The organism is Acidovorax sp. CCYZU-2555, from assembly GCF_018413525.1.
In the GTDB taxonomy this organism is placed as follows: Bacteria; Pseudomonadota; Gammaproteobacteria; order Burkholderiales; family Burkholderiaceae_C; genus Comamonas.
Map to the genome: position 1 here is coordinate 126299 of NZ_JAHCDD010000003.1, position 17452 is coordinate 143750.

Annotated in this window: 15 protein-coding genes and 1 pseudogene; 10 read left to right on the forward strand and 6 right to left on the reverse strand. The window is 66.8% G+C overall.

Going from position 1 to position 17452, the window contains the following annotated elements; genetic code table 11:
• The first annotated feature begins 86 nt into the window (after positions 1 to 86).
• Positions 87 to 1772 (forward strand): methyl-accepting chemotaxis protein, encoded by a 1686-nt coding sequence (locus KHY18_RS01950; RefSeq protein ID WP_213293684.1) that lies wholly within the window; start codon positions 87 to 89, stop codon positions 1770 to 1772.
• A gap of 225 nt (positions 1773 to 1997) precedes the next feature.
• Here the strand turns inward: KHY18_RS01950 and KHY18_RS01955 are convergent, their stop codons facing one another.
• The 4 genes from KHY18_RS01955 to KHY18_RS01970 are packed head-to-tail and all read right to left on the reverse strand — an operon-like array spanning position 1998 to position 6514.
• Positions 1998 to 2354: a hypothetical protein gene (locus tag KHY18_RS01955; RefSeq protein WP_213293685.1), complete on the reverse strand. Its 357-nt coding sequence runs from the start codon at positions 2352 to 2354 to the stop codon at positions 1998 to 2000.
• Positions 2351 to 3187 carry a hypothetical protein gene (locus tag KHY18_RS01960; RefSeq protein WP_213293687.1) on the reverse strand — a complete coding sequence of 279 codons (837 nt, stop codon included), beginning with the start codon at positions 3185 to 3187 and terminating at the stop codon, positions 2351 to 2353. Before KHY18_RS01960 ends, KHY18_RS01955 begins: the two co-directional genes overlap by 4 nt.
• Positions 3184 to 4317, reverse strand: a complete 1134-nt coding sequence (locus KHY18_RS01965) for a PepSY-associated TM helix domain-containing protein (RefSeq protein ID WP_213293689.1) — start codon at positions 4315 to 4317, stop codon at positions 3184 to 3186. Before KHY18_RS01965 ends, KHY18_RS01960 begins: the two co-directional genes overlap by 4 nt.
• Before the next feature lie 28 nt (positions 4318 to 4345).
• Positions 4346 to 6514, reverse strand: a complete 2169-nt coding sequence (locus tag KHY18_RS01970) for a TonB-dependent siderophore receptor (protein WP_213293691.1) — start codon at positions 6512 to 6514, stop codon at positions 4346 to 4348.
• A gap of 519 nt (positions 6515 to 7033) precedes the next feature.
• Here KHY18_RS01970 and KHY18_RS27330 point away from each other — a divergent pair.
• Positions 7034 to 7141, forward strand: a pseudogene (locus tag KHY18_RS27330) (hypothetical protein); the annotation flags it as partial.
• On the opposite strand, the gene KHY18_RS01975 reads toward KHY18_RS27330, so the two are convergent.
• Positions 7116 to 8246: an alkene reductase gene (locus KHY18_RS01975; RefSeq protein WP_213293693.1), complete on the reverse strand. Its 1131-nt coding sequence runs from the start codon at positions 8244 to 8246 to the stop codon at positions 7116 to 7118. The pseudogene KHY18_RS27330 and the gene KHY18_RS01975 sit on opposite strands and share 26 nt — an antisense overlap.
• 288 nt (positions 8247 to 8534) lie before the next feature.
• Positions 8535 to 9140 carry a glutathione transferase GstA gene (gene gstA, locus KHY18_RS01980; RefSeq protein WP_213293695.1) on the reverse strand — a complete coding sequence of 202 codons (606 nt, stop codon included), beginning with the start codon at positions 9138 to 9140 and terminating at the stop codon, positions 8535 to 8537.
• A gap of 246 nt (positions 9141 to 9386) precedes the next feature.
• Between gstA and mnmG the strand changes: the two genes are divergently transcribed.
• The 8 genes from mnmG to KHY18_RS02020 all read left to right on the forward strand — a co-directional run.
• Positions 9387 to 11351, forward strand: a complete 1965-nt coding sequence (mnmG, locus tag KHY18_RS01985; RefSeq protein WP_213293698.1) for a tRNA uridine-5-carboxymethylaminomethyl(34) synthesis enzyme MnmG — start codon at positions 9387 to 9389, stop codon at positions 11349 to 11351.
• Complete coding sequence (rsmG, locus tag KHY18_RS01990) at positions 11348 to 12007, forward strand: 16S rRNA (guanine(527)-N(7))-methyltransferase RsmG (RefSeq protein ID WP_213293700.1); 660 nt, start codon at positions 11348 to 11350, stop codon at positions 12005 to 12007. The genes mnmG and rsmG overlap by 4 nt, the downstream gene beginning before the upstream one ends.
• Before the next feature lie 88 nt (positions 12008 to 12095).
• Positions 12096 to 12710 (forward strand): LysE family translocator, encoded by a 615-nt coding sequence (locus KHY18_RS01995; protein WP_213293702.1) that lies wholly within the window; start codon positions 12096 to 12098, stop codon positions 12708 to 12710.
• Between the two features lie 16 nt (positions 12711 to 12726).
• Positions 12727 to 13497: a ParA family protein gene (locus KHY18_RS02000; protein ID WP_213293704.1), complete on the forward strand. Its 771-nt coding sequence runs from the start codon at positions 12727 to 12729 to the stop codon at positions 13495 to 13497.
• A gap of 5 nt (positions 13498 to 13502) precedes the next feature.
• On the forward strand, positions 13503 to 14057 hold the full coding sequence (locus tag KHY18_RS02005; RefSeq protein ID WP_213293706.1) for an RBBP9/YdeN family alpha/beta hydrolase: 555 nt from the start codon (positions 13503 to 13505) through the stop codon (positions 14055 to 14057).
• Between the two features lie 4 nt (positions 14058 to 14061).
• The gene (locus KHY18_RS02010; protein ID WP_213293708.1) at positions 14062 to 14973 is read left to right on the forward strand and encodes a ParB/RepB/Spo0J family partition protein; all 912 of its coding nucleotides are present in this window, start codon (positions 14062 to 14064) and stop codon (positions 14971 to 14973) included.
• A gap of 11 nt (positions 14974 to 14984) precedes the next feature.
• Positions 14985 to 16055 carry a GGDEF domain-containing protein gene (locus KHY18_RS02015; RefSeq protein ID WP_213293710.1) on the forward strand — a complete coding sequence of 357 codons (1071 nt, stop codon included), beginning with the start codon at positions 14985 to 14987 and terminating at the stop codon, positions 16053 to 16055.
• Between the two features lie 34 nt (positions 16056 to 16089).
• On the forward strand, positions 16090 to 17452 hold a 1363-nt coding region (locus KHY18_RS02020; RefSeq protein WP_213293712.1), incomplete at its 3' end, for an argininosuccinate lyase.

Sequence of the window (17452 nt, forward strand, 5' to 3'; positions counted from 1 at the left end):
CAGGTCTGGCAAACTGCAACATTTTGTTCGTGTTGGTGGACAATGTTTTTCCTGCAATTTGCTTTTCAGTGAAGAGGACGATAGTCATGAATGTTTTGGTGCTCATGCGGATGCTCACCATCCGGGTGCGGATGATTGGCGCGATAGTAATGGTGCTCACGCTGCTGGCGCTTCTGGGAGGCGCGGGGATGTGGGGCATGCTGCGCATCCATGACATGAGCCAGCAATTCATTGATCAGTCGCACACCAAGCTCAGGCATCTGGTGGACATGCGCAAGTCCATGGCCGATGTGCGCCTGGCCGAAAAGGACATGATCATCCAGTACGAGCGTCCCGAAGCGGTGGCCAAGGCCCGCGCCGAATGGACCAAGGGCCTGGAATCCGCCAAGACCATTGGCGGACGCTTCCTCATCGGTGAGGACGACGCGGACAACGCGCTGGTCAAGGGCGTTCTCGTGCGCCTGGACAGCTACAGCCAGAAGTTCGCGCATGTGGCGCGCCAGCTCGAAGCCGGCGGCTACGACACCGCGACCATCGCCAACCGCATGGGCGCCAACGCCATGACCGAGTTCGCCGAAGCCGACAAGCAGATGGTCGAACTCGAGAAGCTGCTCAATTCCCAGGTCGACGAACTCGTCGCCCAGGAACAGGCCGTGGCGACCCAGACCCAATGGCTGTTCGCGCTCGCGGTGCTGATCGCCATCCTGCTGGTCGTGCCGCTGACGCTGCTCAACATGGTGTCGATCTGCCGTCCGCTGGAGCGCGTGCGCCAGACCACGCTGGCGATTGCCCAAGGCGATCTGTCGCAGCGCACCGAAGTGATTGGCCGCGACGAAGTCGCCGACCTGCAGCGCGCGCTCGAGGAAATGCAAAACGGCCTGGGCTCGATGGTGCGCCAGGTGCGCGACGCGAGCGGCAGCATTGCCACCGCCAGCCAGGAAATTGCCTCGGGCAACGAAGACCTGTCGGCGCGTACCGAACAGACCGCAAGCAACCTGCAGCAGACCGTGGCGTCGCTGTCGCAGCTGACGTCCACCGTGCAGCAGACGGCTTCGTCGTCGCAGCTCGCCAACCAGCTCTCGGCTTCGGCTTCGGGCACGGCCACGCAGGGCGGCCAGATCGTGCAGCAGGCCGTGGTCAGCATGCACGAGATCACGGCGTCGAGCCGCAAGATCGGCGACATCATCGGCCTGATCGATTCGATCGCTTTCCAGACCAACATCCTGGCATTGAACGCGGCCGTCGAAGCCGCACGTGCGGGCGAGCAGGGCCGTGGCTTTGCGGTTGTGGCCGGTGAAGTGCGCAATCTGGCACAGCGTTCGGCCCAGGCCGCGAGCGAAATCAAGGGCCTGATCCAGAGCAGCGAACAGGCCGTGGGCGGCGGTGTGCGCCAGGTCGAGGACGCAGGCAAGGCGATGCAGGAAATCGTCAACAGCGTGCAGCGCGTGGGCGACATCATCGGCGAGATCACCGCGGCATCGGGCGAGCAATCGTCGGGCATAGGCCAGGTGAACCAGGCCGTGGGCGACATCGACCGCATGACGCAGCAGAACGCGGCCCTGGTCGAAGAGTCGGCAGCTGCAGCCCAGTCGCTGCGCGAGCAGGCGGCGCGTCTGGCCCAGGTGGTCAGCCAGTTCCGCCTCGCGGACGACAACAACAACGGCATGATGCGCGCCGCGGTCGCCTACGGCGCCCGCCAGGGCCAGGTCGCAGCGCCGGTCGAGCCTTCGCTCGCGGCACCCGCGCCGCGCCGTGCGCGCATCAGCGCCTAAATCAGGACGCTGCGCAAAAAGCCCATGGCCTCACGGCCATGGGCTTTTTTCATTTCACCATGACTCCAGCACCAAACTTGGCCGGACTGCGTCAAAGTCCGATACAGCAGGTTCAACAAAAGCGCAGGCGAGTCCAACATATGCAAGCCGGCCCTGGGGCGGACTCCAGGGGGCGTCGAGCAGCAGGTCCTTGGGCGCGATGGTGCAGCGCCACCCGAGCAAAGACTACGCCAGTGCGTGCACCGTCAGCGCCAGCACGCAGCCGGCCCAGCCTGCGATGCCGATGCGCCGCGCCCAGAGCAGGCTGCCCTGGGGCCACTGGTTCATGGCCAGTACCAGGCTCCAGCCCAGCACCATCCACGAGGCGAGCGCGATGGCGATGCCTGCGGCCGGGCCGGCGATCGCCGAGGCCGCCGTGGTTTGCAGGGCCAGCGTGCCCAGTGCCAGGCACCAGGCCTTGCGCTGCGGCTGCGAGCCTGCGCTCGCGTCGCCCCAGGAGCGGGTGGACGTGGCCTGTGCCCAACGCACCAGGGCCAGCAGGCAGGCGGCGGCCGCGCAGGCCAGGGCCAGGGCGTGCGTCATACCGCACCCTCCACCGGCCGCTTGCCGGGCGCGGGCGCTGCGTCGTTTAGCCCTTGCCGCTGCAGCCGGCGCAGCACCGCGATGCCCATGGCCAGGCACAGGGCCGCGCCAATCGCCCATACCCCCATGCCTGACCGCCAGGCCAGTCCCGCCAGCGCCGCGGCGGCCAGCGCGGCCAGCACGGCGGCGGCGCGTGGCCACCAGGCCTGCAGCGTGGCGGCGGGCAGCACCAGGAAGAAGGCCACCAGCAGGCCCAGCATGCCGGCCGAGCGCGAGGGCTCGGCGGCCACGATGTGGGCGATGCGAAACGCTTCGATCGTCAGCAGGCCCGCAAGCCAGAACGAGAGGGTTTGCGTGGACGGCATGGCGGGCCACCGCCAGCGCGGGTTGCTGCGCGGTGCAGGACTGTTGCTGTCGCGGCGGGTGTCACGGCGGCGATTCGCCTGCGTGCGCGCCGGGCCGATGAAGGCAGCCAGCCCCGCCAGCACCACCCCCAGCGCCACCAGGCTGGCCAGCATGGGCCACTGCAGCGGCGCGCCCAGTACCAGGCCCGCCGCGCCGACCAGGCCCAGCAGCGCGCCGGCCGCGCACAGCGACACGCGCCACAACGCCAGATGGCGCAACGCCCAGGCTGCGAGCAGCGAGGTGATGAGCCAGGTGGCGATCAGCGTCCACACGGCCCACGCCGGCCGCTGCGCCAGCGGCGCCAGGCCGGCCGGCGGCCACAGGTGCACAAGCATGGCCACCAGCATGGCGGCGGGCACGGTGGCATGCAGCGCCAGGAAACAGCGCACCGCAAAGGACGCCTGGGGGGCCTCAGCCTTGGACGTCATGCCTGCAGCCCTCCTTGCACGCCGGACGGTTGCTGTGCCTCGCGCCGCCGCTGCTGGCGCGAGTCCAGCCAGATCAGCGTGCCCGAGATGGACAGAAACGCCGGCGTCATGCCCAGAATGAAGTACAGCCACTTGAGCGCCAGGCCCCCATAGTCGCCAAAGTGCAGCGGCTCCATGAGCCCGTTGACCAGCGACCAGAAGCCCGCGGTGCGCGGGTCCAGCGCCTTCTTGGCCTGGCCCGTGGCGGCGTTCATGTCCACCCGCGCCGTGCTGGCCAGATGGCCGGCCAGCGCGCCGGTGAAGCTGGCTTCGGCGGCCGTGGTACCCCAGCGGCGCAGCGACACATGGCGCGCCTGCAGCCCCGGCACGGCTTGTTGGGCGCTGCGGTACAGCGCGTCTAGCGACTGCATGGGCGCAGCAGGCGGCGCAGCGGGCGGCCTGCGCGTGGCGCTGGCCGCAGGCGCGCCTGCCATCACGTATTTGGTGCCCTGTTCGAACAACGGCGCCAGCCCCAGCCAGGCGCCCGTGGCCGCGATCAGGATATGAAAGCCCAGCCCCCAGATGCCGGCGGACTTGTGCAGGTCCGACATCACCACGCGAAAGCTTCGGCCCCAGCGCTGGGTGAACAGCTCAGCCAAGATCTTGCGGTGGATGACGATGCCCGTGCCAATCAGCACCAGCATGGCCGCGCCCAGAAAGCCCACGATCCAGCGCGGTCCGAAGAACAGAAACACATGCAGCATGCGCAGGTACTGGCCGAGCTGGCTGTCCACCGGTCCCACCACGGCGCCTGTGTCCGAGCGCAGGGCCACCTTGGTGCGCTGGCTGGCGGGCGCGCCGCGTTCGCGCACATGGGCGAAGTAGTTGGGGTTCACGTCGTCCGGCAGGGCGATGGTCTCCACCGTGACGCCCGGATAGCGCGCTTGCAACTGCGCCAGGACTGTATCGAGCGGCGCGGGCGGCTGCGTGCGCGGCAGCCCCTCCAGCGAGGGGTTGGCCCACAGATCGATCTCGTTCTTGAACACCACCACCGCGCCCGAGAAGCACACGATGAACATCAACAAGCCCGTGACGATGCCCGCCCACGAGTGCAGGACGAACAGGCGGTTCAAAGTTCGCTGGCTGGTCATATAGGCTGGCGGTGTGGAATGAACGGTTTCAGAAGAAGTACGTCAGCCCCAGGCTGAAGTTGCGCGCCAGCGCGGGCGAGATCACGTTGGCGTTGATCGCGCCGTCGTAGTAGGCCTTGTTGAACAGGTTTTTCACCCCGGCCGTGAGGCGGTAGTTCGGGCCCGCGTAGCTGATGGAGGCATCGGCCACCATGTACGAGGGCAGGGTGAAGGGGTAGGAGCCAACCTGCTCGCTCACATAGCGCCCGCCCAGGCCCAGCGTCACGAGCGGGTACTGCGGCAGCTTGTAGGTGGCCCAGGCCGTGAGCGTGTGGCGCGGCGTGAGGTTGAGCGGCAGGCCCACGATGGCCGCGTTGTTGTCGCGCGTGACCTTGGTCTGCGTGTAGGTGTAGGCGCTGGTCAGCTTCCAGCCGTTCTTGAGGTCGGCGCCCAGTTCCAGCTCCAGCCCGCGCGCACGCTGCTGGCCGGTCTGCACGCTGAAACCGGTGTTCACCGTGTCGGCCGTGGTCACGTTCTCGCGCACCAGGTCGAACACGGCCAGCGCGCCGGTCAGCTGGCCGCCCGGTGCTTCGTACTTCAGGCCGGCTTCCCACTGCTTGCCGGTCTCGGGCACGAATGGCGCGCCGTTGAAAGCCAGACCCGTGGTGGGCAGGAACGACTCGCCATAGCTGCCGTACGCCGCCCAGCCGGGCTGGAACTCGTACACCAGGCCGGCCGACAGCGTGGTGGCGCTGTCCTTCTGGCGCGTCTGCACGCTCCTGATGCGGTTGTCCGTGTCGTTGGTGGACCAGTCGCGGCGCAGGCCCACCAGGGCCGTCCAGCCCTGGCCGAATTTGATCTGGTCCTGCGCGTACAGCGCGCCCACGGTGAGCTTGCCGGGCGCGTCGCTGGTCAGGTTGGCAGGGCAGTTGGCCTGCACGCCGTAGGTCGGCGCAAACAGGTCCAGCGCGGCAATGGAGCAACTGCGACTGGCCAGCAAGCTGTGGCCGCTGCGCGCATCCAGGCCCGTCACCAGTTGGTGTTTCATGCCCAGCGCCTCGAAACGCGTGAGCAGCGAGGTGTCGGTGGCCAGCAGGTCATAGTCCATATACTGGCGCGAGGCACTGCGATTCTGCAGCCGCTGGTTGGCCTGCAGCGCCTGGTTGGAAACGAAGTTGCCCGTGCCCTTCTCGGTCTCGTAGCGCACGTTCTGGCGGAATGTCATGTCCGGCGAGACCTGGTGCTCCAGCGCATAGCCAATGGTGGTGCTCTCCACGTCATACACGCCGAACGCCGGCTCGCCCGTGAACATCGTGCGCGACAACGTGCCGTTGCGGTTGGGCAGCAGCGTGCCATAGGGCGTGATGCCCTGCTGGCGCATCCATTCGCTGCGGCTGTAGGTGGCAAACAGCACCAGGTCGGTCTGCGGCCCCAGGTCGATGGAGAGCGACGGTGCGAACCAGCGGTCCTTGCGGTAGATGAACTGCGTCGGGTCGTCGGCATTCGTCACCTGCGCATTGATGCGCAGCGCCGTCTTGCCCGACTCGGACAGCGGCCGGTTCACATCGGCCTGCAGCGTGCGCTGGCCAAAGCTGCCCACCTCCACACCCACCTCGTTCAGCGGCTCCTTGCGCGGGCGCTTGCTCACCGCGTTGACGATACCGCCGGGCTGCACCTGGCCATACAGCACCGAGGCCGAGCCCTTGAGCACCTCGAAGCGCTCGTACCCATAGGGCTGCAGCTTGGCCCACATGCCGGGGCTTTGCACCAGGCCATCGACCAGAATGGACTCGGTCGAGCGGAAGCCGCGGATGTTCAGGTCATCGAAACCCCGGCGCCCGAAGTTCACGGGGCTGACCCCCGCCACGGTCTGCAGCGCCTGCTGCACGTTGGTGATCTGGCGCGACTCCATCTGCTCGCGCGTCACCACACTGACCGACTGCGGCGTCTCCAGCCGCCGCATGGGCGCCTTGCCAGCGGTCTGGGCTTCCACAGGGGCAAAGCCCATGTCTTTTTCGGTGCTGGCGTTAATGCGCACTTCCTGGAGTTGGGGCGCGGTGGCGGCCGCTGTATCGGCGGCCTGCGCCCAGGCCGATTGCGCCAGACACAAAGCCAGCGGCGTCAGGACGAACAGGCTGGCAGCGCGGGCGGGTGAGCGAGAGGAAGAAGCAACAGGCGCGCGCGAACGCAGCGCGGCGCGGGAGGACAAAGAGGGCATGCAAAGGGTCCGGGATGGAGGCAGCAGCAGTGGGCGCTGGCAGGCATCCTGATGACGGGACACCTGTCTTGCGAGAGAATCGAAATTGTAATGATAATGAGTCGCATTAGTAAAGAATTGCAAAGATGCCCGGCTCTGAGCTCTTGATATCCTGATCGGTGGCTTGTGCGGCAAGTCGCGCCGCCGGAGGATCCGCCGGTCGAAGATCCGTCCTGGCGCTCCCCGCTCTTCTCCTTCTGTCTCCGCCTGCCGTGCAGAGAGGAGATATCACGCAAACGTGCACTGGGTTCAAGGCCAAGCGCACTCAACGCCTAGTGCCAAATTCCTCGGCGTCGAGGCATTCGTTGCATCCGAAGAGGGCGCCGAACGGCTAAGCCATATGTTGCATCTTCGCAACATTTGATCGAGGAGGCGCTGCAGGCAATGCAGGCCGGTTCCGGTCGTTTGCCTGGCTGGGCCTGACGACGAGCGGCTCGGCCGTGCGCATCGGCAACTTCCTGCAGCCCGCATGCTGTTGATCCGCAGGGTCCACGCATCCTGGGCAAGTACAACAGCCAGGTGAGCTACGGGCAAAGCCGCGTGCAGGTGGTGTGCAATCGCATCATCGCGCCGGATGCGTCATCGCTGAGCGCGGGTAGTCGGTATAGCCTTCTGCGCCGCCGCCGTAGAAGCGGTCCTGGTCCCAGGGCGCGAGCGGCAGGTTGTCGTGCAGGCGGCGCACCAGGTCGGGGTTGGAAATGAACGGTTTGCCGAACGCGACGATGTCGGCATAGCCGCTGGCCACGGCCTGCATGGCGCTCGCACGGTCATAGCCGTTGTTGACCATCCACGCGCCCTGGCCGCCGGCCATGAGGTAGGCCGAGTGCAGCGCGGGGTAGTCGAAGGGGCGGTCGGGCAGTTGGCGCGGGCCGCCGGTCGCGCCTTCGATGATGTGGATATAGGCCAGGTTCAGCGGAGCGAGCTCGCGCACCACATGCTCGAACAGCGGCTGCGGATCGGCATCGACGATGTCGTTGGCCGGCGTCACGGGCGACAGGCGTATGCCGGTACGGCCGCCGCCGATCGCATCGGCGATGGCCCGCGTCACTTCGAGCAGCAGGCGCGCGCGGTTGGCGATGCTGCCGCCGTAGTCGTCGCCGCGGTGGTTGGCGCCGGTCTTGAGAAACTGGTCGAGCAGATAGCCGTTGGCCGCATGGATCTCTATGCCGTCGAAGCCCGCGCCCTGCACGGCATTGCGCGCCGCGGCGACGAAGCTGTGGACAATTTCAGGCAGCTCGGACGCCAGCAGCGCGCGCGGCGCCGAGGTGGGCACGAAACGGCCCTTGCCGGTCTGCGGGTCTATCAGGTAGGTCTTGGCCTTGGCGGTGATCGCCGAGGGCGCCACGGGCGCGTGGTGGCCCGGCTGCAGCAGTTCATGCGAGATCCGGCCCACATGCCAGAGCTGGGTCACGATGCGCCCGCCGGCGTCGTGCACGGCGTCGGTCACGCGCTTCCAGCCTTCGAGCTGTTCCGATCCGTAAAGGCCTGGCACATCCGAGTAGCCCTGGCCCTGCTGGCTGATCGCCGTGGCTTCGCTGATCAGCAGCCCGGCGCTCGCGCGCTGGGCGTAGTGCGTGGCCATCAGTTTCGTGGGAATGGCATCGGGCGCGCGGTTGCGCGTCAGCGGGGCCATGGCGATGCGGTTGGGCAGTTGCAGCTTGCCGGCGCGCAGGGGATCGAACAAGGTAGGCATGGAGTGCTTTCTGGCTGTTCAGGTAAGCAAAAACCTTAGCAGACATGGTTCGCCCGCGCTGGCGGTAACGGTATGCGAAGCCGCGGGCGTGTTTCACGTGAAACAGGGCCGCGGCTTTTTTATCTGGCAAGAGTCGTTCGACTGGATCAAGACGGGGCGCGTATGGATCCTTTTCTGAGGACCGGCCGTTCATCCTTCGACAGGCTCAGGACGAACGGGGGAAAACGGGCGTGGTGAGCTTGCCTGGGCGGCCCCGTGGACCATGAGCGGTCCGCCCTCCAATGAAGATTACTTCTGTCCTTCGATCTTCAACGCCGCCTGCACCGCTGGCCGCTGCGCCATGCGCTGCTGGAAGGCCAGGATGTTGGCCAGGCCCGACAGGTCGAGGCCGACGAAGCCGGCCCAGCGCGAAACCGTGTAGAGATAGGCGTCGGCGACGCTGAATTGCTCGCCCATCAGATAGCTCTTGCCGGCCAGTTGCTGATCCACCCATTGCAGGCGCTTGGTCAGCGCTTCGAGCGCGATCGGCTTGTAGTTCTCGGGCGTGGTCGGCTTGAACAGCGGACCGAAACCCTTGTGGATTTCGGTGCCGATGAAGTTGAGCCATTCCTGCAGCTTGTAGCGCTCGAAGCTGCCGTTGGCGGGCGCGAGGTTCTTCTCGGGCACCTGGTCGGCGATGTACTGGACGATGGCCGGGCCTTCACGCAGACGCGCGCCGTTGTCGAGCTCGAGCAGGGGCACATAGCCCAGCGGGTTGATGCCGTAGTAATCGGTGCCGTCGGCGAGCTGGTGGGTCTTGGTGCTGGCGAGCACGGGCTCGTAGGCCAGGCCGGATTCCTGCAGCACGATCTGTGGGGACAGCGAACACGCGCCGGGGCTGTAGTAAAGCTTCATGGTCGGAATAAAGTGAAGTGGTGACGGCACCATGCTAACGCGCCGCGCGCGGTCGCTATGTACGCCGGTTTCCTGCCTGTTCGCGTGGTGGCCTGGGGTCAAACGGCGAAAAACACGCAAAAGTGGGAAAATTGCTGGTTCTCCCGCAAGGATGGCTACAGGGGTCATCCGTGGCGCGGGCCGGCGCAGGCGCGCTGCGTACAGATTAGGGCCTATGAACCAAGCATTGGCCCGCGGAGCTATTGCATGTTGTATCCCCAAGAATTTGATGTCATCGTCGTCGGCGGAGGCCACGCCGGCACCGAGGCCGCGCTGGCGGCCGCCCGCATGGGCAGCAAGACGCTGCTGCTGACCCACAACATCGAGACGCTGGGCCAGATGAGCTGCAACCCGTCGATCGGCGGTATAGGCAAGGGCCATCTGGTCAAGGAAGTCGATGCGCTGGGCGGCGCGATGGCGCTGGCCACGGACGAGGGCGGCATACAGTTCCGCATCCTCAACAGCTCCAAGGGTCCGGCAGTGCGCGCCACGCGCGCCCAGGCCGACCGCATTCTCTACAAGGCCGCGATCCGCCGCATGCTCGAGAACCAGCCCAACCTGTGGCTGTTCCAGCAGGCGGTCGATGACCTGATGGTCGAAGGCGACCGCGTGGTCGGCGCGGTCACGCAGGTCGGCATCCGTTTCCGTGCGCGCACCGTGGTGCTCACGGCCGGCACTTTCCTCGACGGCAAGATCCACGTGGGACTGAACAATTACGCAGCGGGCCGCGCGGGCGATCCGCCGGCGGTGAGCCTGTCGGCGCGCCTCAAGGAATTGCAACTGCCCCAGGGCCGGCTCAAGACCGGCACGCCGCCGCGCATCGACGGCCGCAGCATCGACTTCTCGCAATGCGAAGCCCAGCCCGGCGACGGCATGCCCGGGGGCATCAACGAAGGCCAGCTGCCGGTGTTCAGCTACATGGGCAAGGCCAGCATGCATCCGCAGCAGATGCCTTGCTGGGTCACGCACACCAATGAGCGCACGCACGACATCATCCGCTCGGGCTTCGACCGCAGCCCTATGTTCACCGGCAAGATCGAAGGCGTGGGCCCGCGCTACTGCCCCAGCGTCGAAGACAAGATCAATCGCTTCGCCGACAAGGACAGCCACCAGATCTTTCTCGAGCCCGAAGGCCTGACCACGCACGAGTACTACCCCAACGGCATCTCGACCAGCCTGCCATTCGACATCCAGTACGAACTGGTGCGCTCGATGAAGGGCCTGGAGAACGCCCACATCCTGCGTCCCGGCTATGCGATCGAATACGACTATTTCGATCCGCGCTCGCTCAAGGCCAGCTTCGAGACCAAGCAGATCAACGGCCTGTTCTTCGCCGGCCAGATCAACGGCACGACGGGCTATGAAGAGGCCGCGGCGCAAGGCCTGTTCGCGGGCCTGAACGCGGCGCTGCAGGCGCGCGGCGACGCGCCCTGGACGCCAGGCCGCGACGAAGCCTATCTGGGCGTGCTGGTCGACGACCTGATCACCAAGGGCGTGACCGAGCCCTACCGCATGTTCACCAGCCGCGCCGAATTCCGCCTGCAGCTGCGTGAAGACAATGCCGACATGCGCCTGACCGAAACCGGCCGCCGCCTGGGCCTGGTCGACGACGCGCGCTGGGAAGCCTTCAGCCGCAAGCGCGAAGCCGTGGAGCGCGAAACGCAGCGCCTCAAGTCGACCTGGGTCAGCCCGCGCAACCTGCCGGCCGAAGAGTCGGCGCGCGTGCTGGGCAAGGCGATCGAGCATGAGTACAGCCTGTTCGAGCTGCTGCGCCGGCCCGATGTGAGTTATCCACAGCTTGTGAGCCTGGACAACGGCAAGTACGTGTCGACCGATGTTTCACGTGAAACCCTGGGCGATCTGAGCGAGTCGGTGATCGAGCAGGTCGAGATCGCGGCCAAGTACGCGGGCTACATCGATCGGCAGAAAGACGAAGTCGAGCGCGCCGCCCATCTCGAACATCAACGGCTGCCGGCCGACCTCGACTACCTGCAGGTCACGGCGCTTTCCTTCGAAGCCCGCCAGACGCTGCAGAAGCACCGCCCCGAAACGCTGGGCCAGGCCTCGCGCATTTCGGGCATCACGCCGGCGACGATTTCGCTGCTGATGGTGCACCTGAAGAAAGGCGGCTTCCGCGGCTTCACGCCGGTCGCCAAGGGAGAAGCCGCATGAGCGCCGCGCTGCGACCCGCGCTGGAGCAGGGCATTGCGAAGCTGGGCCTGTCGCTGTCGACGACCCAGGTCGATCTGCTGCTCGACTTCCTCACCTTGCTGCAGAAATGGAACAAGGTCTACAACCTCACGGCCGTGCGCGATCCGCAGGAGATGCTCACCCACCATCTGCTCGACAGCCTCGCGGCGGTCGCGCCGCTGCAAAAGCATGTACAGGGCCTGGCGCGCGTTGAAGGCGCGCTGACGCCGTTGCTCGACGTGGGCTCGGGCGGCGGTCTGCCGGGCGTGGTGTTCGCCATCTGCTGCCCCGAAATCGACGTCAGCTGTGTGGATACCGTGGCCAAGAAGGCGGCGTTCATCCAGCAGGCCGCGGCGAGCCTGAAGCTGCGCAACCTGCGCGGCATTCACGCGCGCGTTGAATCGCTGACCACCCCCTATGCCGTGGTCAGCTGCCGGGCGTTTGCCTCGCTGCCCGACTTCACCAAGTGGTCGCGCTCGGCGCTGGCCGCCGACGGCGTCTGGTTCGCGATGAAGGGCAAGCATCCGGCCGATGAAATCGCCGCGCTGCCCGCTGACGTGCAGGTGTTTCACGTGGAACAACTGCAGGTTCCGGCGCTGGACGCCGAGCGCTGCATCGTCTGGATGCGGGCCGTGTAATCCCTTGGGCGCAAGCGCGCTGGGTTGTCGATGACGGTGCATTACACGCGTCTCGCATAAACTGCAGACTTTTGTTGCCGGGAAAATCATGTTTGGCGTTGCTGATTACGGCGCGTTCGTCGCGGCCATCATCCTGTTCTTGCTGATTCCCGGCCCCGGAAATCTCGCGCTGATCACGTCGACGGGGCAGGGCGGCATACGCGCCGGCATGGCCGCCTGCGGCGGCGTGATCGCCGCCGACCAGGTGCTGATGTGGCTGGCCGTGGCGGGCATGGCGGCGCTGCTCGCGGCCCATCCCGCGGCGTTCGCCGCGCTGCAATGGCTGGGCGCGGGCTACCTGGCCTGGCTCGGTTGCCGCATGCTGCTGGCCAAGCCCGGCAGCCAGCCGGTGCTCAAGATGCAGCCGCACCACTATTTCCGCCAGGGCGCACTGATCACCTTGCTCAACCCCAAGGCCATCGTTTTCTACATGGCGTTTTTTCCGCTGTTCGTCGATCCGGCAACGCACCAGGGACTGAGCACGTTCGCGGTGATGGCCGTGACCGTGGCGGCGCTGACTTTTCTCTACTGCCTGACCGTCGTGCTGCTGACGCACTTCCTGGCCGACCGCCTGCGCGCCAGCCCGCGCATCGTGCAGGCGCTCGAGAAGACGGCGGGCACTTTCCTCATCGGCTTTGGCATCAAGCTGGCCATTTCCAAATAAGTTATCCGAAAGCCCTATGGCCAAGATCTTCTGTATTGCCAACCAAAAAGGTGGCGTCGGCAAAACCACCACCTGCGTGAACCTGGCTGCGGGCCTGGCCAAGATCGGCCAGCGCGTGCTGCTGATCGACATGGACCCGCAGGGCAATGCGACCATGGGTTCGGGGGTCGACAAGCGCAGCCTCGAGCTCACGGTCTACGACGTGCTGCTCGAGAATGCGTCGGTGCAGGAGGCCGCGGTGTTTTCCGAGAAAGTCGGCTACCACGTGCTCGGCGCCAACCGTGAACTCACGGGCGCGGAGATCGAACTGGTGGCGCTGGAGCGCCGCGACAAGCGCCTCAAGGGAGCGCTCGCGGCCGTGGATGCCGACTACGACTTCGTGCTGATCGATTGCCCGCCCAGCCTGTCCATGCTCACGCTCAACGGCCTGTGCGCGGCCAATGGCGTGGTCGTGCCCATGCAGTGCGAATACTTCGCGCTCGAAGGCCTGACCGACCTGGTCAACACCATCAAGCAGGTGCACGCCAATCTGAACCCCGATCTGCAGATCATCGGCCTGCTGCGCGTGATGTTCGATACCCGCACCACGCTGCAGCAGCAGGTCAGCGACCAGCTCAAGGACCATTTCGGCGACAAGGTGTTCAACACCGTGATTCCGCGCAATGTGCGCCTGGCCGAGGCGCCCAGCTATGGCGTTCCCGGCGTGGTGTTCGACCCGTCGGCCAAGGGCAGCAAGGCGTTCATCGAGTTCGCGCGCGAGATGGTGGATCGCATCCAGAAGATGTGAAGCCGGTGTTCGCGTCTTCTTCTCTCTCTCCCTCGCCTCAGGTCTGGCTGCTGCCCGATGGCGGGCCGCAGTCCCATGCCGAGCCCTGGCTCGCGCGCTGGCAAGCCCTGCATGGCGATGCGCTGCTCGAGCAGCACGACTGGCAGCGGCCGCTGCGCGGCGACTGGAGCGCGCGCCTGCAGGAGACGCTGGTCGACGCGCCCGCCCCGGTGGTGCTGGTCGCCAGCGGCCTGGGCTGCGTGCTCGCGGCCTGGTGGGCCGCGCACTCGCCGGCGGCGGCCAAGGTGCGCGGCGCGCTGCTGGTCGCGCCGCTCGACGTGGAACAGCCCGCGCTGCGCGAGCAGCTGCCCGGCTGGTCGCCGATCGCGCTGCAGCGCCTGCCTTTTCCCAGCATTCTCGTGGCCCGCGCGCAGCCTGCGGCGTGCAGCCCGCAACGCGCGCAAGCCCTGGCCCAGGCCTGGGGCGCAACGTATGTGGCGCCTGACGACATGGCGGCGGACCCGACCCAGGGTGACTGGGATGCGGGTCGTGCGCTGCTGCAAACCCTTTTGAAAGACTGAAGCCATGGTGACAAAGAAACCCAAGGGCCTGGGCCGCGGCCTGGAAGCATTGCTCGGCCCCAAGGTCGAGGAGTCTGCCGTGCAGACCGACGCGGCGGCAACGCCCCACGAACTGCGGCTGGACCAGATGGTCGCCGGCCAGTACCAGCCGCGCACGCGCATGGACGAAGGCGCGCTGTACGAGCTCGCTGAAAGCATCAAGGCCCAGGGCATCATGCAGCCCATCCTGGTGCGCCGCCTGGCCAAGGGCGCGAACGCCGGCCAGTACGAAATCATCGCCGGCGAACGCCGTTTCCGCGCGGCGCGCATCGCGGGTCTGGAGAGCGTGCCGGTGCTGGTGCGCGCGGTCGCCGACGAGGCCGCCGCGGCCATGGCGCTGATCGAGAACATCCAGCGCGAAGACCTGAACCCGCTCGAAGAGGCCCAGGGCCTGGCGCGCCTGGTCAATGAATTCGGCCTCACGCACGAGCAGGCCGCGCAGTCCGTGGGGCGCTCGCGCTCGGCGGCGTCCAACCTGCTGCGCCTGCTGAACCTGGCCGAGCCGGTGCAGGAAATGCTGATGGCCGGCGACATCGACATGGGCCATGCGCGCGCGCTGCTGTCGCTCGACAAGGCGACGCAGATCACGGCCGGCAACCAGATCGCGGGGCGCAAGCTGTCGGTGCGCGAAGCCGAGACGCTGGTCAAGAAGATGGGCGAAGACTTCAGCCTCAAGCCCCAGACCGCGAAGAAGGACAAGTCGCGCGATATCAAGCGCATCGAGGAAGAGCTGTCCGACCTGTTGATGGCCCAGGTCGAAGTGCGCGTCAAGAAGCGCGTGCGCCGCCGCGGCAAGGTGCAGGACATGGGCGAAGTGTCCATACAGTTCGGCTCGCTGGAAGAGCTCAACGGGCTGATCGAGCGCCTGCGCGGCTGAGCCTGCCCACCATGCCGCATCGCAAGCTGATGGGCCTGCAAGCCCCTGCCGAGCGCGAGCAGGCCTATCGCGAGCAGACGCTCAAGCGCCTGCAGGGCACGGCCGTCGAGATGGGCGTGACGGCCGTCATGGGCTCGGTGGTCGCGCTGCTCGCGCGGCTGCTGATTCCCGACCCCGAGTTCATCGCGCTGCGTGTGGCGCTGCTGCCGCTCACGGCGCTGTTCGCCTATCTGATCGTCTATGCACCTTCGGTGCGCGCCTACGGCTGGTGCTGCATGGCGACCATCGCCACGGTCAGCTTGAACAGCTATCTCGGCGCCCTGGGCACCGACCGGCCGCTGATGTACTTCCTGCCCGCGGCCGTGATCATCGTGCTCACCACCAGCTTCTTCTGGATCACGCTGCGCCAGTGGATAGGGGGCGCGCTGGTCAGCTATGCCTGCTTCCTGCCGTTCATCATCGACCACACGGCGAGCCGCACCGACACCGTTTTCAGCCTGCTGTTCGCGGGCATGGCGCTGGTCACGGGCTTTGTGAGCCACATGCGCATCCAGGACTCGCAGCACCGTGCGTTCGAGCAGGAATGCCGGCTTGCCGAGCTGTCGGTGACCGACACGCTCACCGGCGCGAGCAGCCGCGCCGAGTTCCTGCAGCAGGCCGAAAAAGCCGCCGTCCGGGCCCGCGCCACCGGCGCGCCGCTGACGCTGCTGTACCTCGACATCGACCATTTCAAGCGCCTCAACGACGGCCATGGCCATGCGGCCGGCGACGCCGTGCTGCGCGGCATGTCCGACGTGCTCAAGCATTCCCTGCGTGCCAGCGATGTGTTCGGCCGGCTCGGCGGCGAGGAGTTCTGCGTGCTGCTGCCCGATCAGACCGAACACTCGGCCTGTGCGCTCGCCGACCGTCTGCGCCTGCTGCTGGCCCAGGTGCCGCGGCCCGATGCGCGGCTCACGGTGTCGGCCGGCATCGCCGGCATGCGCACGGGCGAATCGGTGGTGCAGACACTGCACCGTGCGGACCTGGCCATGCTGCAAGCCAAGCAGATGGGGCGCGACCGGGCCTGCGTGGACCCGTTGTGAAGCGCACGACTTTCCATTTCCTTATTCCCTCACCATGACGACCACCGCGACACCGAGAGACGACTTCTTCTGGCTGGGTCAGATCAACAAGGCCAGCGCGGTCATCAACGCGCGGCAAGGCCTGCTGCAGGCCCAGGCCGCCAGGCGCATCGCGCAGGGCCTGCAAGGCGTGCTGCAGGCCGCTGGCGGGCCCGGCGCCGAGCGTCCCTCCCTGGTCATCACGTTCGAGCCGTTGCTGATTCGCGCGGCGGGCGTCGAGGCGACCTTGCTGCATGCGGGCCGCTCCAGCCAGGACATGCTGGTGGCCGTGCGCCACGCGATCCTGCGCGATGAAATCCTGGGCCTCGCGGACCAGTTGCGGCAGACCGGCGAAGTGCTGGTCGCCATGGCGCGCGAACACGCGGATGCCATCGTGCCCAACTACACCAACGGCGTCGCCGCCCAGCCCAACAGCTACGGCCACTATCTGCTGGGCCATGCCTGCGGCCTGCAGCGCGACGCGCAGCGGCTGCAGCAGATGTATGCGCGCCTCAACCTGTCGCCCATGGGCACCACGGTGCTCAACGGCACGGGCTGGCCGCTGGACCGCGAAAAGATGGCCGCGTATCTGGGCTTCGACGGCCTGGTCGACAACGCCTACGATGCGGGTCAGATCCACGGCGCCGAGATGCCCGTGGAAATCGGCCATCTGGTCACGACCATGGCATTGCATGTGGGCGCGTTCATCCAGGACGTGACGCTGCAGTACGCCCAGCCCCGGCCCTGGATACTGCTGCGCGAAGGCGGCGGCAACACCTATGTGTCGAGCGCCATGCCGCAAAAGCGCAACCCCGGCCTGCTGATAGACACCCGCACCAAGGCCTCGCGCGTGCTCACGCTCGCAGCCGGCCGCACCTGGCACGCGCACAACATTCCGCCGGGAATGAACGATGCCAAGGTGGTTGCGGAGAACGTCGAAGTGCTGCGCTGCGCGGTCGACATGCTGGCGATGTTCGCCCGCGTGCTGCAAGGCCTGGAACTCAACGCCGCGCGTGCGCTGGAAGAGCTCAACCTCGACTGGACGGCCTCGCAGGAAGTCGCCGATGTGCTGATGCGCGAGCATCTGCTGCCGTTTCGCGTAGGCCACCATTTCGCCTCCGAAATGGTCACCCATGCCAAGCAGCATGATGTGCGCCCCAGCGATTTTTCGTATGCCGATGCGCAGGCCATCTACGCCCACACCATTGCCGCGGAAATGCCCGAGGGCGACCCGGTGTTTCCGCTGAGCGAGGCCGCGTTCCGCGCCACGCTGGACCCGGTGGGCATAGTGCGCAATCGCCAAACCCATGGCGGGCCCCAGCCCGCCGAAATGCAGCGCATGCTCGCGGCCGCCGAAGCCGATCTGGCGGGCCAGGCCC